The sequence below is a fragment of the Cellvibrionales bacterium genome (assembly GCA_016713115.1).
Classification (GTDB): domain Bacteria; phylum Pseudomonadota; class Gammaproteobacteria; order Pseudomonadales; family UBA7239; genus UBA7239.
In genome coordinates this window covers 1,160,271-1,173,479 of sequence record JADJPU010000001.1, presented here as the reverse complement: position 1 = coordinate 1,173,479, position 13,209 = coordinate 1,160,271, and the positions used below count along the sequence as shown (strand labels likewise).

Below are 13,209 nucleotides of genomic sequence, written 5' to 3'. Positions count from 1 at the left end.
AGAAAGCACAACTGAACAGTAGCACTCGCCAACCGCGGTACGGGTTTAGCGAGCGCAGTTTTGACGGCAGAGCCGTGAAAGCTGAGCCTGGCGCAAGTCGATGACGACCTTGCGTTGCAGCGCTCCTCAGAGGGGAGGAATTGTAGCCTGAGGCCGTGCTGGCTGGAACATGGCAGCAACCGGCAGCGCCATTACTCGTAGTGCGACCATAAACGCAAAACTTTTACTGTGCGCTCATCTTGCAAAATCTGGTACACAAGACGGTGTTGAATATTGATACGCCGCGAATACGCGCCTGCAAGATCTCCAACCAACTTTTCATAAGGAGGAGGATTCTGAAACGGATTTTCAGCAACCACGTCTAACAACGCCTTGGCCTTCTCCTTTAAGCCTGCCGCTGCCAGTTTTTCTGCGTCTTTCTGAGCTTGCTTGGTATAAACAAGCCGCCAACTCACCAGTGAAGTTCCTGCGTGCAATTTTCAACCGGTTCGTCCATCCCCTGCTTAATAGACTCGCGCATGCCGGGAACTGACAACAGGTGTAGCGTTTCTTGGATAGCTTCCCAGTCTTCCGCCGATACCAAGACAGCGTTCGTGCGCTTACCTGAAATAACAATAGGCTGGTGCGTCTCCGCCGCCTGATCCATCAGTCTGTACAGATTTGAGCGCACTTCACTGGCTGTAAGTGTATTCATGTAGGATACCCTCCAATTGACAGATATCGTACGACTATTCGTACGCCATGTGAAGCTTCCCACCGATTACCGCTATCACTCATTGACAGACAATGGTTTCTGAATCAACACGCGCAGGCACACACTTCAGCACCCTGCGGAATGTTTTTCTGCGGCCAAGCGCACCCAACCCTCTCTTATTGCAGGTGGTGCAAACACAAAACCGTAGTCGTGGTAGGCCGCCATCACTTCCTCCGCCTGCGCTTCTAAAATGCCCGACAACACCAAGCTGCCGCCATTTTTTACCAATGGCGCAATGCGCGGCGCCAATTCGCGCAACGGGCCGGCGAGAATATTGGCCAACACTACTTCGGCTTGTTGTGTGATGGTTTCGCCATTCGTGGCGACCAAAGAAACGGTTAATTTTCCTGCACAGCCGTTGTGGTCGGCGTTATCGCGGCTGGCGGTCAATGCCTGCGGATCGTTGTCGTAACCCGTAGCAGATTTTGCGCCGAGCAACAGCGCAGCGATGGCGAGGATACCGGAGCCGCAGCCGTAGTCGATCACGGTTTTGTTTTGCAAATTTTGCGCATCTAACCACTCCAAACACAGTGCGGTGGTGGGGTGCGTGCCGGTGCCAAACGCTAAGCCTGGATCTAAACGCAACACCACGCTGCCATCCTGCGGCGCTTCCACCCAGCTGGGATAAATCCACAGCCGCTCACCAAAGCGCATGGGTTGGAAATGTTCCATCCACGCGCGTTCCCACACTTGATCGACTAACACTTCAAAGCGCACAGACGGCAGCGCATCACCCAAAGCGGCAGACAATTGTTGGCGCAAATTTTGTTCTTGAAAATCTTCTGTGAATAAACCGACCAGTTCCACTTCTTCCCACAGTGCAATTTCACCTGGCCCCGGCTCAAACAGCGGTTGATCGGCGGCATCGCAATAGGTGACAGACACCGCACCCAGCGCGAGCAATACATCTTCAAACGCATCTAACTGTTGCCGCGAAACACGCATAAAACATTGCAGCCAACTCATACAGCTTCCTTAAATGAAATAATAATTGTGGTGCCGTGATCGTCACCCACCGAACTCTGCACATCGACGCGCCCGTCGTGATCTTCCACAATGCTATACACCAAAGATAAACCCAGACCGGTGCCCTGCCCCGCTGGCTTGGTGGTAAAAAATGGTTCAAAAATGCGCTGAATATGCGCAGCATCAATGCCGTGTCCGTAATCGCGCACGCGCACGATCCACTCTTTGTTATGTTGTTCGGCGCTAATGTCGATCGGGCTATCGGGTGAGCTGGCATCGCAAGCATTGCTCAATAAATTGATAAACATTTGCACCAGTGTTTGTTCGTTGCCTTTGATGAAAGTATCCGGTGACAACAAGTTGTTGTAGTACACGCGTTGGCGATTTTTTTGCAGCGACAATAAGTGAATGGCTTCTTCCACGCATTCAAACAAATCCACCCTGCTGTGTTCGTTGCCGCCCGCATGCCCCGCATGGGAAAAATGCACCAGCGATTGCACGATACGGGTGATGCGATTGGTCTGGCCAAGAATTTTGGCTGCGGTTTCTTTGACAGCAGGCTGCTCACTCTCGTAATCCAAATCCTGCGCCAAGCAGGCGATGCCCGTCACGGGGTTGCCGATTTCGTGCGCCACGCCGGCCGCCAAACGCCCGATGGAGGCCAAGCGTTCGCTGTGCAACAACTCCTGCTCCAGCTGCTGAGTTTCAGTGAGGTCATCGATCATGATGATTTGCTCGCTGTCGCTCGGCGCTTTGTGCAAACCCAACCAGCGCGTGCGGCCCGCCAACGCCAGTGTCTGTTTGTGCGCCGTAACCGCCTCATCCTCCGAGAAGCCCTTGAGCAGTGCGCCCCACGGGGCAGACAAATTGCCGACTGTCGAACCCTGCGCAGCCTCCACCGTGATACCGGTCAGCTCCACCATGCTGCGGTTCCACAACACGATCTCGCCATCCTGCCCCATTGAGCAAACTGCCATCGGCAAGCTCTCCAGCGTCTGTCGGTAGTGGCGGCGCAGCTTGTCCAACTCGCTCGCCAAGCCGGTGAGGTGGTGGCGGTATTGGTTGATGCGGTTCTCGATCAAGTACAGGTCTTCACGCATCGGCGCCGCGCCTGCGGTGTGGTAGGGCAGGGTGCGATCCATCAAAGCGTGTGCCACGGCCGCGCCCATCAAACCCGACAAATTGGCCTCCAGCCGATCGCGCAGGCGGCGCAGGGCGTAGGGGCGGGCATCCTCCGCCGTTTGCTCCAAGTCAGTCAGTGCTCGCTTCACTTCTTGCTTAGCAATAGCGGCACCCAAAGCAGACGCGAGTCGCTCTTCCATCCCCTGCACGCTGTCTACATCCAAGGCCAAACGCAGGGGGCGTGTGCCGTTCTCTGTCGCGCATTGTTCGGCTACGCGCTGCTCGTCTTCCGATTGTTGGGTCAGTCGCGACACGCCAACAAACAACAAAATATTAGCGCCAACCGACAGTGCCGCCAGCTGACTCCAGTTCTCTACGCCGAGGCGCAACACGATATCCAGCGGCAACACCAATAACCGCCAACCAAACAACATAGGCAGCAGCATGCAGCCGATCCAAAGCCCGATGCCCGCACACAAGCCGACAATCAGGCCTTGGCGATTGGCGCGCTGGCTGTACAACACCGCAAACGCACCAGGCAAAAACTGCAAGCTGCCAACCAAAGACAGAATGGCGAGGTCGGTCAGGGTCTGCCCAATGGCCAGCGCACGATAGAACAAGTAGCCGCCGATAATGATCAGGGCGATCAGTACGCGGCGCAGCCTGGCGATCAGGCTGTACAAATCCACCATGCCGCCCAACACATAACGCAGTGGCAGCAGCCAGTGGTTCAAACACATGGTGGACAGCGCCAGCGCCATCACCACCGTGGTGCCTACAGCTGCCGACAAGCCCGCGAGATACACCATGGCGGATAAGCCCATGTTTCCCGCCGCCAGCGGCACACCGAGCACGAAATATTCTGGCGTTACCGCTGTGCCCAACTCAAAACCCGCCCATAAAATCGGCAGCACAGGCAAACTCAAACACAGCAAGTACAGCGGCACACCCCAGCTGGCCAAACGCAATGTTTGCAAGCGCGTGTTCTCCGCCAGCCCGACATGAAACAGGTGCGGCAACACAATGGCGGTCGCAAAAAATAGCGTCACCAACATATTGGACGCTCTGTTCTCTGTAGGGTGATAGAGCGTTTGCAATTGTTCAGGATGCAGGGATAACCACTGCTCCAAACCCGTAAAACCGCCAAACACATAGTGCAGCGCAAAATAGCCCACGGCCAACAGCGCCACCCATTTGATCAGAGACTCCAGCACCAACACCATGATCAAGCCGCGGTGCCGCTCGCGTTTGGCACCGAACAAACAGGCGAACAGAATCGTGGCGATACAGAACAGCCACGCCAGTCTGTCATGCAACGCAAACATATTCTGGCGCGTGGTGAACGGTGACTCGGGGCGGTAGCTAATGATCAAAGCCGTATCGGCCACCGCCTGAATTTGCAGTGCCAATAAGGGCAGTGCACACAGCAGCAGGCAGCCCGTCGCCAGTGCGCCGACGAAAGGGCTGCGGTAGCGAAATACCAGCAAATCCGCCAGTGAATTCAGTTGATAGGCGCGTGTTAAGCGCAGCAGCGGCATCAAAATATGCGGCGCAAATAAAAATAAGCCGCCCGCACCCATGTAGTAAGACAGCGCGCCGTAACCGTATTGATTGAACAGATCGACCACACCATAAAAGCCCCAAGCGCTAACCAACACGCCCAAGGCCAACATATGCAGCAGCGGGCTGTCGGTGAAGCGGCGCGGCAGGATGGCGCTGTCGGTCAGCCACGCCACCAGAAACAGCACCCCGAAATAGGCGCAGCTGCCCAGTAGAAGAATTTGATCTTCGCTCAAGGCTTCCATGCGTTACCAATCTTCCTCGCCGTCCACACGGCGCGGCTGTAACAGAAACGCCGCCAGCACGATGCCTATCCAAATCAAATACGGCCGGTACCACACGCCAGCCGGGTCGATCATCCAACCCAGCAGCGCAGGCGAGAACACATAGGCCGCCATCAGCAACAACATGATAGGTCGTGAAAGATACACGCTGCTTTTCCATCCCAGAGCAATGCGAGGATGTTACCGAATGGCCGCGCCCGTGAACAGAAACGCGAGTGGAGCTGCTACCATGCGCGCACTCGCAAACCCGTAGGAAATACCATGTCCACAGTCACTACTCCTGTTCGTATCGCAGTCACCGGCGCGGCGGGTCGCATGGGAAAAACACTGATCGAAGCCGTGCAAGCAGCGACGCCGCACGCCGTGTTGAGCGCGGCGATTGAGCGCGCTGAAAGTTCACTGCTCGGCGCGGATGCTGGCGAGTTAGCGGGCATCGGTCGCAACGGTGTCGCTGTGGTCGGCAGTATCGACAGTGTGGTTCATCAGTTCGATGTGTTGATTGATTTCACCGCGCCGGCTGCCACGCTCGCCAACATCGAAGTGTGTGCGGTGCACGGTAAAAAAATCGTGGTTGGCACGACGGGTTTTAATGCGGAACAGAAAAAACAATTGTTGGCACTGGCAGAAAAAACCGGCGCGGTGATTGCGTCTAACTACAGCATCGGCGTGAACCTCTGCTTCAAATTGCTCGACACCGCCGCACGCGTGCTGGGCGATGAAGTGGATATTGAAGTGTACGAAGCGCATCACCGCCACAAAGTGGATGCACCGTCCGGCACGGCACTGCGCATGGGTGAAGTGGTGGCGCAGGCATTAGGGCGCGATCTGGATAAAGTCGCTGTGTACGGGCGCGAAGGACAAACCGGCGCACGCGATCGCGACACAATTGGTTTTGCCACCGTGCGCGCCGGCGATATCGTCGGTGATCACACCGTGATGTTTGCCGCCGACGGCGAGCGCGTAGAAATTACCCACAAAGCGAGTTCGCGCATGAGTTTTGCACGCGGTGCCGTGCGCGCAGCACAGTGGTTGCCCACGCAAAAAGCCGGCCTGTATGACATGCAGGATGTGCTCAACTTACGCTAAGTTTTTTATGCCCTACCGCGCAGATGGACGATGAAAATCTATTAACCCAGTTGCAACACTGGGCGCGCGAACTCGATTTTCAGCAGATCGGCGTTAGCGATATTGATGTCGGCCAACACGCGCAATATTTACAGCGCTGGCTGCAAAACGGCTATCACGCGGATATGCACTGGATGCAACAACACGCCGCGCTGCGCGAACATCCAGAACAATTGCATACAGGCGCACTGCGCGTGATTTCTGTGCGCATGGATTATTTATCCGACCAAGACAGCAATCTCATTGCCAAAGTGAATGCGGATGGCGGCGCGTACATTGCGCGCTACGCCTTGGGGCGCGATTACCACAAATGGATGCGCAAACGCCTCGCCCTGCTGGCGCAAAAAATTGAAACGCAGTTTCCGCACAAGCACCGCGCCGTGGTAGACAGCGCGCCGGTGCTAGAACGCGCGTTTGCACAAAAATCCGGTTTGGGTTGGATAGGCAAAAACACCATGCTGATCAATTCGCAAGCCGGTTCGTATTTTTTTCTCGGCGAAATTCTCACCGATTTACCGCTGCCCTTAACCGCGCCGCAAGAAACCACACACTGCGGCACCTGCACGGCGTGTTTGGATCTCTGCCCCACGCAGGCTTTTGTCGCGCCACAACAATTGAATGCCAGTCGCTGTATTTCCTATCTCACGATTGAATTGCGCGGCAGCATTCCACTCGAGCTGCGCAAAAAAATCGGCAATCGCATTTTTGGTTGCGACGACTGCCAAGCTGTGTGTCCGTGGAATAAGTTTGCGCAGCGCACCGAGCAGGAAGTGTTTCAACCAAAACACAACTTGGATGATGTACAACTCACGGCATTATTTGCGTGGAGCGAAGAAGAATATTTAGAAAAAACCGCAGGCTCTGCCCTGCGCCGCATCGGCTACGAGGGCTGGTTGCGCAACATCGCCGTGGCACTGGGCAATGCGCGCACGACATCAGAGATTATTTTTGCACTCAACAGCCGCCGTGAGCATGAATCTGTTTTGGTGCGCGAACATGTGGCGTGGGCGCTAGAACAACACGCTCACTAACTGCCATATTAACTACAGCATCTTACGCAGCGTGTCGTCTTTGTCGATGAAGTGGTGTTTCAGTGCGCCCCCCACATGCAGACCAATCACAAACGCCGCTATCCACGCCAGCGTTTCATGCACACCAAATAGCGTTTTGCGCAGGCCTTTGTTCAATTCCAACAACTGCGGTACCGCGGTATCGCCCAACACAAGCAATTTATCGCCGGACATCAAATAACCCGCCACGGGAATCGCAATCACCACATACAACAGAAAAAAATGCGCAAGTTTTGCCAGCGTTTTTTCCCACGGTTGTAGGTGTGCAGAAAAAGCAGGGCGCGGCAAATAGGCGTAAGCCCACAAATGCGCCAGACCGAGAGGAAACAGAGAAAGACCGATAGTGCGATGTAACTGCAGCAACATAGCTTTGTCAGGGTGTTCGTATTCCATTTCTGACAAATACCAACCCAGCGCGATCATAAAAATCATCAGCAGTGCAATGATGCGATGCAGCCAGCGTATGGTGGCTGGGTATCTCGTTACAGCATTATCGGCGCTCATGCACACTCTCCCGCATGTTTTTGTGCAATCTAGACTTTAACTTTTAGCTGGCTTGCCGCTGGTGCGCGCGCCTTCTACACCTAACTGCAATTCCACCACATAACTTTTTTCACCGAGCTCATACTTGTAGCCAAAGTCACGTGCGTCTATGGTCAGAGTACCTTCAAAACCCACGCGGTAACCACCCCACGGGTCTGTGCCTTCGCCAATTTTTTTGATAGGAATCGTGACTACTTTGCTGACATTGTTCAGCGTCAATTCACCTGTCACCGTACCGCTATTGGCATCGCCTTGGTAAGCCGAACTTTTGAAGCTGGCTTTGGGCGTTTTATCGGTGTGCAAATATTTTTCTTGCAGATGGTCATCGCGCAAATCGTGATTGGTGTCGATACTGTCTACATCCACCGTGATAGCAATACTGTTTTTTTCAGGTTGTGCGGCATCATAAGTAAAACTGCCGCCTATTACGCTGAAGCGTCCGTACAACCAGCTGAAACCAATATGTTGCGTACGAAATTGAACAAAGCTATGCGTTTCATCAATTTTGTAATCGTCGGCGTGCGCTGGCAGTGCGGCCGCCATAAAAGCAGAAACCAATACACTGCTAGCCCAAAAAGTTTTTTTGTTCATGTGTTTGTCCTCGTTGAAAAAAACAGCTAGGTCACCATAGCAAACTTTAACCATCAACGACCAATTTGCGTTCTGCTAAGTTCAACACGCCTTCGGCAAAACTGATGAACAAACCCTCGCAGCTGGCGGTGACATGACCCTCGGCACTGAGTGTGCCTTCCATCAAGATTTTGCGACCGTGCACTTCCTTGACCTTGGCAAACAGGGTGAGTTCCTTGTTCAGCGGCGTAGGGCGTTTGTAGCGCACGCTGAGATTGCCGGTGGCGCCGGCAGCACCAGACAACAATTGCGCACAGCCGAGAAACTCGTCGAACAGCGCGGCCACCCATCCACCGTGCACGCATTTGGGCGGGCCCTCAAATGCCCAACCCAGCGTGACTGTGGCGTGCGCTTCGCCTTTTTCGTAATCGAGCTGCATGTGCAGCGGCGGTGACAGCGTGTTGCTCTGACCAGCGATGGGCGTGGTTTCGCGCGAGAGCAAATCGTAGGAGCCATTTCTCCCCGTTGCGGCCCACTCCAAGCGCCCGTGTACCACGGGGCTGTCTGCGCCTATTTCACTCAGCGCACTCAGACTATCTTCCACACGCTGCAACTGCGCCAATGGCAAGTCGCGCGTTAGCATTAATTCATTCAAAGCGCGCATCTGTGCAGCAATGCGCCGACGCGCCGCCCACTCGGGGTTATGGGGCGACATCGGTGTCGGCGCAGTAAAAGGTTTAGGTGTGCTCATACTTACCTCCACAGGGTCCGTTATTATCACCTTGCGATCCCCACCGGCTTAATAGGTAATCGCCCACGCCCGCATCGCGGGAACTTGCGGTGGGCGTAGCGGTCTGTTGCCGTGCGGGGTATGATCCGCGACTCACTATCCAACTCTCAAAGGGAATCCTTCGATGAAAATTCGCACTTTGGCTATGGCGACTGTTGCCGCAACCAGTTTGATGACACTGAGCGCCTGCAAGGATGACAAAGCAGCCGCGCCCGCCGCCGATGCCGCTAAACCCGCTGCAGCAGCTAGCAACATGACGCAAGCGCAAAAAGTCAGCTACATCCTCGGTATGAATATCGGCAGCCAATTCAAAGCCAACCAAGTGCCCTTGGATGAAACCAGCTTTGTCTCTGGCATCAAAACCGCTATGGATGGCAGCGAGCCAAAATTAACCAAAGAAGAAATGCAGCAGGCAATGGTGGCCTTCCAAACAGAAATGCAGAAAAAAATGGAAGAAGCTCAAAAAGCTGAACAAGCCAAGCTGGAAGCTGACAGCGCAAAAAACAAAGAAGAAGGTGACAAATTCTTGGCAGAAAATGGCAAGAAAGCCGGCGTGATCACCACCAAAAGTGGCGTGCAGTACGAAGTGTTGACCGAAGGCAAAGGTGAAAAGCCCAAAGCTACCGATACCGTAACTGTTGACTATGTTGGCACGCTGATTGATGGCAAAGAGTTCGACAGCTCGATCAAACGCGGCGAGCCAGCATCATTCGCTGTGAACGCTGTTATTCCTGGCTGGACTGAGGCTCTACAATTGATGCCTGTTGGCTCAAAGTGGCGCGTAGTGATCCCGTCTGATCTGGCTTACGGCGCTGGCGGCACAGGCGGCGATATCGGCCCTAACGCCACGCTGATTTTTGAAATCACACTGCACAAAATCGGCGCAGCTGAAGGTGACAAAAAAGTAGAAGCTGTTGACAGCCAAACACTGGCTCCGATAGAAGAGCCCGCCAAACCGACAGAAGAAGTCAAGAAAGACTGATGCTTTTTGTTCAGGTATAAAAAAACCGGCAGCTGCCGGTTTTTTTATGCATCCGTTTTTGCAACGAGTCACAATACTTTGCGATGGCGTGCAACATACCTGCGCAGTACATCATCCATACGAGACTGCCAACCATCTCCAGTAGCTCGAAAATATTCGATAACCTCTTGGCTGTAACGCACCGACACTAACTGTTTTTTGTTCTCCAGCTTAGGTCGTCCTCGTAATGACTTCAGAGGAACCATCGCATTCAGCTGCTTGTCCGTCAGAGGTTGCGCATCGGGATCACGCTTAGCGGCTGCAACAATACGGCGATCTTCTGCTGCCGATGGTATTGCGATTTTAGATTTCTTAGATATTTTCGACATAGTGAATCACCTCTCGGCGAGTGGCGCGACGAAGGCTGATGATTCTACGAATCTCATCCTTCTCAACAAAAGCAACGTAGTAAACCGTGTTTGTTTCTGGTGCCAACGCAATCATGCGCAGCTCCATGTATGAAAACCTGTCATCGATCCAAACCAACGCAGCATCCCAATCTAATTGCTCGGCCATAGCCAGCGAAACCCCGTGTTTCTCGAGATTCGCCACATCCTTGATTGGGTCAAACTCCATTCGCATGTTTTTTATTGTAGCTACATAAAATATACAGTCAACCGCCGACCTTTATATTGGCAATATAAAAATCAGGGCGTTTTCTGAGTGTTCTGTTTTTCGATCACTGTTCTAACTCAATGCCACTCAATTAGCCTTTGCGCACCCACTGCAACACAGCGACTACTGCAAAACCCGTAAACGCTATCAGCGTCCACTCAGGAATGCTCAGCGTTAAAAATGTCCAGCCCACTTCGTGGCAATTGCCATCGCCGTTAAACAGTAAATGAATGGCTTTTTGCAGTGGGAAATTTTCAAACATATACGCGAGATCAGGGCCGCAAACCGGCACACGATCTTCCGGTAAGCGCTGTATCCATACATGGCGACCCGCGACGATACCGCCACCGATAGCTGCCAACATCACCAACGCACTCCACACGCGGCGGCCGAGTTGCGCGGGGTTGTGTACAGCAGCGAGTAGCGCCAACACGCCAATCACAATGACGAACATGCGCTGGGTGATGCACAACGGGCAGGGATGTTCACCCAAAAAATGTTGCAGATACAGCGCGAACAACATTAAAAACAAACTGGCTGCCGCCATCAAAAAGAACAAGCCGCGTGTTGAAAACAGCGCGCGACACAAGGGGTGGTTTAACAACGCACAACGCATGATGAATCTCTCAGGTGGTTGATGGCAGGGGTAGTGTGTCCGTGTGATGCGCAGCAATTTTTTGCAGCCATTGTTGCGCCTTTTCCCTCTCTCCTAAGGCCTGCAATAGCTGCACAAGTTCCTTGGCAGCAACTTCATCTTTTTGCAGCGCTAAATAACTCTCGTAGTAATCTCGCGCTTTTGCCCACAGCTGATTGCGCTGGCAGATATGCGCCAGCGCTAAATGCAGCGCTGCATCATGCTGATGCTCCTTCAGCCATTTTTCTGCGGTCTGCAATTGTTGTATGCCATTGCTGCCAGCGGCATTGCCATACAGTGTCACCCACTCCGACAACCACTGTTTGGTCAACTTCTTGCGCAGCAACTCCTCAGCTGCCGCGCCGTTGCCGTGCGAAATTTGCAAGCGGCACAGTTCACTGATCATCGCTACATCTTGCAGCGGTTTTTGGCGATGCTGATGGCTCAGTATTTGCAATACAGTTTCCGTGTCGCCGCGTTGGCGATGGCTATCCACCAATAATTTTTGAACATAGGCATGACGCGGATTTTCAGCCGCCAGCATTTCCAATACTTCATGTGCTTTTTCTGGCACGCCGATTTGTTGCAACAATTGCGCCTGATAAATACTAATCGGGATGCGCGCTTCCGGCAGAGCCTCTTCTGCCTTGCGCAGCAAGTTTTCTGCACTGGGAAGATCGCCGTTTTCAATACGCGCCTTGGCTGCCAACAAATAATTGAGTACGGCGGTATCCGATTTATCTGCCGCTTTTTGCAAATCGCGGCTCGCGCTACTCCAATTGCCTTCCAAGAGCGACAGATAACCACTCAAGGTGAGATTTTGCACTTTGCGTTGATTGCGGCGATTCATCCAGCGATTGATACGGCGCGGCGTAAAAAGTACCGCCAACAAAAACCGTGTGCCGTAATAGCCGACTACGGTCAACAAGAGCATCGCCGCCGCCACAAACCACAACGGCATTTCTACTGTGGTTTGACCAAACACCAACACGACAAAACTGTCATCCAAGGCAATAAGGCGCAGCAGCAGCGGCAGACCGATCAAACCGGAGACAAACAGCAGTATCCAACGGCGCATTAAGGCAGCTCCTGCGCGGCATCGTCCGCATCCACATCCGTATCATCGCCCAACATCAACGCTTTGCGAATTTCATCAGCGCGCTGCTCAATCAGTTTTTGCACTATCGCCAGTGAGTCAGAAATATTCGGCATCGGCGGCGCAATTTCTATGCGCATCAGGGCTTGCGCTTCATTGAGCCACTCTGCCACTACGGGGTCGCTGGTTTGGCAGTATTGGTTGACCCAAGCATGCGCGCGCGCCAAGTTGCTGGCATAGGTTTCCTGCTGCGACTGCAGTAAGCCCAGCTGTGATTGCAGCAGCGCTAGTTGTAAGTTCTGCGAAAAATACAATTGTTGTTCTGGCGGCAACAGCGGCTCTACCGGTTGATCGTAGTGACGAATGCGCACTATCGACAACAAACGCTCCCACAACACATCGACATACGATTTTTCTTCTGCTTCGGTATCAACACCTGTCTCGTCATCGGCGCGCAAAAAGCGGTTGTTACTGGTCAGCATACCCACTTGCGATGACAAGGCCTGCAAACGCAAATAGAGGCTGTCACGATCCACACGCGGTACATTTTTCAGCGCGACGCGATCTTTGGCAATAGCGCTGCGCACTGGCAGTAAGCCTGGGTCTTTTTGCTGCATGATGGCAGCCTCTGCCGAAGCCAACAGCAAATCCGCTGTGTCGGCATCGTGGGTGATAAACAAACGCTGGTGCGCTTGCTTCAACAAAAACTCCGCTTCCGCCAAGCGCCAATAGCTGGTATCAATGCGATCTAAGCTGCGCAATTTTTCGCTGTTGTCACGCAAAATATCCGTCACTTTTTGGCGAAAATTTTTGGCATCTTCTGCTTGTTTTTCTACAACACTCTTGAGTGCTGTAGATTTTTCTGTCTGCTCCGTCAACGCCTGCTGCGTGGCTTGTGCCGCATGATTGCTCACTGACAATTGTTTCCACAACCACACGCCGCCTGCAATCGTCGCCGCATTAAATAAAAACAACACGAACAACGCGGTGTACATGCCCCATGCCGTGCCGCGTTTTTTTTCGACACCAGCGGTCGGTGTGGCGTCATAAGTCATTGGC

Annotated in this window: 16 protein-coding genes and 1 riboswitch; of the genes, 3 read left to right on the top strand and 13 right to left on the bottom strand. The window is 53.4% G+C overall.

The window, feature by feature from the left end:
• Positions 1 to 43: 43 nt before the first annotated feature.
• Positions 44 to 134: riboswitch (S-adenosyl-L-homocysteine riboswitch) on the bottom strand.
• A 57-nt stretch (positions 135 to 191) separates the two neighbouring features.
• The 5 genes from IPK30_05675 to IPK30_05655 all read right to left on the bottom strand — a co-directional run bounded on the left by IPK30_05675 (position 192) and on the right by IPK30_05655 (position 4,833).
• Complete coding sequence (locus tag IPK30_05675) at positions 192 to 455, bottom strand: Txe/YoeB family addiction module toxin (protein MBK8102770.1); 264 nt, start codon at positions 453 to 455, stop codon at positions 192 to 194.
• Positions 452 to 694 (bottom strand): type II toxin-antitoxin system Phd/YefM family antitoxin, encoded by a 243-nt coding sequence (locus tag IPK30_05670; protein ID MBK8102769.1) that lies wholly within the window; start codon positions 692 to 694, stop codon positions 452 to 454. Before IPK30_05670 ends, IPK30_05675 begins: the two co-directional genes overlap by 4 nt.
• 126 nt (positions 695 to 820) lie before the next feature.
• Positions 821 to 1,720 carry a 50S ribosomal protein L11 methyltransferase gene (gene prmA / locus IPK30_05665; protein MBK8102768.1) on the bottom strand — a complete coding sequence of 300 codons (900 nt, stop codon included), beginning with the start codon at positions 1,718 to 1,720 and terminating at the stop codon, positions 821 to 823.
• Complete coding sequence (locus tag IPK30_05660; GenBank protein ID MBK8102767.1) at positions 1,717 to 4,647, bottom strand: PAS domain S-box protein; 2,931 nt, start codon at positions 4,645 to 4,647, stop codon at positions 1,717 to 1,719. Before IPK30_05660 ends, prmA begins: the two co-directional genes overlap by 4 nt.
• Positions 4,648 to 4,650: 3 nt before the next feature.
• On the bottom strand, positions 4,651 to 4,833 hold the full coding sequence (locus IPK30_05655; protein ID MBK8102766.1) for a hypothetical protein: 183 nt from the start codon (positions 4,831 to 4,833) through the stop codon (positions 4,651 to 4,653).
• Between the two features lie 114 nt (positions 4,834 to 4,947).
• Here IPK30_05655 and dapB point away from each other — a divergent pair, with 114 nt between their 5' ends.
• Together dapB and queG are read left to right on the top strand one after the other, a co-directional pair.
• Positions 4,948 to 5,772 (top strand): 4-hydroxy-tetrahydrodipicolinate reductase, encoded by an 825-nt coding sequence (gene dapB, locus IPK30_05650; GenBank protein MBK8102765.1) that lies wholly within the window; start codon positions 4,948 to 4,950, stop codon positions 5,770 to 5,772.
• A 23-nt stretch (positions 5,773 to 5,795) separates the two neighbouring features.
• Positions 5,796 to 6,842 carry a tRNA epoxyqueuosine(34) reductase QueG gene (queG, locus tag IPK30_05645; protein ID MBK8102764.1) on the top strand — a complete coding sequence of 349 codons (1,047 nt, stop codon included), beginning with the start codon at positions 5,796 to 5,798 and terminating at the stop codon, positions 6,840 to 6,842.
• Positions 6,843 to 6,854: 12 nt separating this feature from the next.
• Here the strand turns inward: queG and IPK30_05640 are convergent, their stop codons facing one another.
• The 3 genes from IPK30_05640 to IPK30_05630 are packed head-to-tail and all read right to left on the bottom strand — an operon-like array spanning position 6,855 to position 8,745.
• Positions 6,855 to 7,385, bottom strand: coding sequence for a cytochrome b (locus IPK30_05640; protein ID MBK8102763.1), 531 nt, complete (start codon positions 7,383 to 7,385; stop codon positions 6,855 to 6,857).
• A 36-nt stretch (positions 7,386 to 7,421) separates the two neighbouring features.
• The gene (locus tag IPK30_05635; protein ID MBK8102762.1) at positions 7,422 to 8,015 is read right to left on the bottom strand and encodes a YceI family protein; all 594 of its coding nucleotides are present in this window, start codon (positions 8,013 to 8,015) and stop codon (positions 7,422 to 7,424) included.
• 46 nt (positions 8,016 to 8,061) lie between these two features.
• On the bottom strand, positions 8,062 to 8,745 hold the full coding sequence (locus tag IPK30_05630) for a PaaI family thioesterase (protein MBK8102761.1): 684 nt from the start codon (positions 8,743 to 8,745) through the stop codon (positions 8,062 to 8,064).
• 163 nt (positions 8,746 to 8,908) lie between these two features.
• On the opposite strand from IPK30_05630, the gene IPK30_05625 reads away from it, so the two are divergent.
• Complete coding sequence (locus IPK30_05625) at positions 8,909 to 9,766, top strand: FKBP-type peptidyl-prolyl cis-trans isomerase (protein MBK8102760.1); 858 nt, start codon at positions 8,909 to 8,911, stop codon at positions 9,764 to 9,766.
• 68 nt (positions 9,767 to 9,834) lie between these two features.
• Here the strand turns inward: IPK30_05625 and IPK30_05620 are convergent, their stop codons facing one another.
• From IPK30_05620 to IPK30_05600, 5 genes are all read right to left on the bottom strand, one after another.
• Positions 9,835 to 10,134, bottom strand: coding sequence for a BrnA antitoxin family protein (locus IPK30_05620; protein ID MBK8102759.1), 300 nt, complete (start codon positions 10,132 to 10,134; stop codon positions 9,835 to 9,837).
• The gene (locus tag IPK30_05615) at positions 10,118 to 10,387 is read right to left on the bottom strand and encodes a BrnT family toxin (protein ID MBK8102758.1); all 270 of its coding nucleotides are present in this window, start codon (positions 10,385 to 10,387) and stop codon (positions 10,118 to 10,120) included. The genes IPK30_05620 and IPK30_05615 overlap by 17 nt, the downstream gene beginning before the upstream one ends.
• Positions 10,388 to 10,511: 124 nt before the next feature.
• The gene (locus IPK30_05610) at positions 10,512 to 11,036 is read right to left on the bottom strand and encodes a disulfide bond formation protein B (protein MBK8102757.1); all 525 of its coding nucleotides are present in this window, start codon (positions 11,034 to 11,036) and stop codon (positions 10,512 to 10,514) included.
• Between the two features lie 10 nt (positions 11,037 to 11,046).
• Complete coding sequence (locus IPK30_05605) at positions 11,047 to 12,132, bottom strand: hypothetical protein (protein MBK8102756.1); 1,086 nt, start codon at positions 12,130 to 12,132, stop codon at positions 11,047 to 11,049.
• Complete coding sequence (locus IPK30_05600; GenBank protein MBK8102755.1) at positions 12,132 to 13,205, bottom strand: uroporphyrinogen-III C-methyltransferase; 1,074 nt, start codon at positions 13,203 to 13,205, stop codon at positions 12,132 to 12,134. Before IPK30_05600 ends, IPK30_05605 begins: the two co-directional genes overlap by 1 nt.
• Positions 13,206 to 13,209 lie beyond the last annotated feature (4 nt).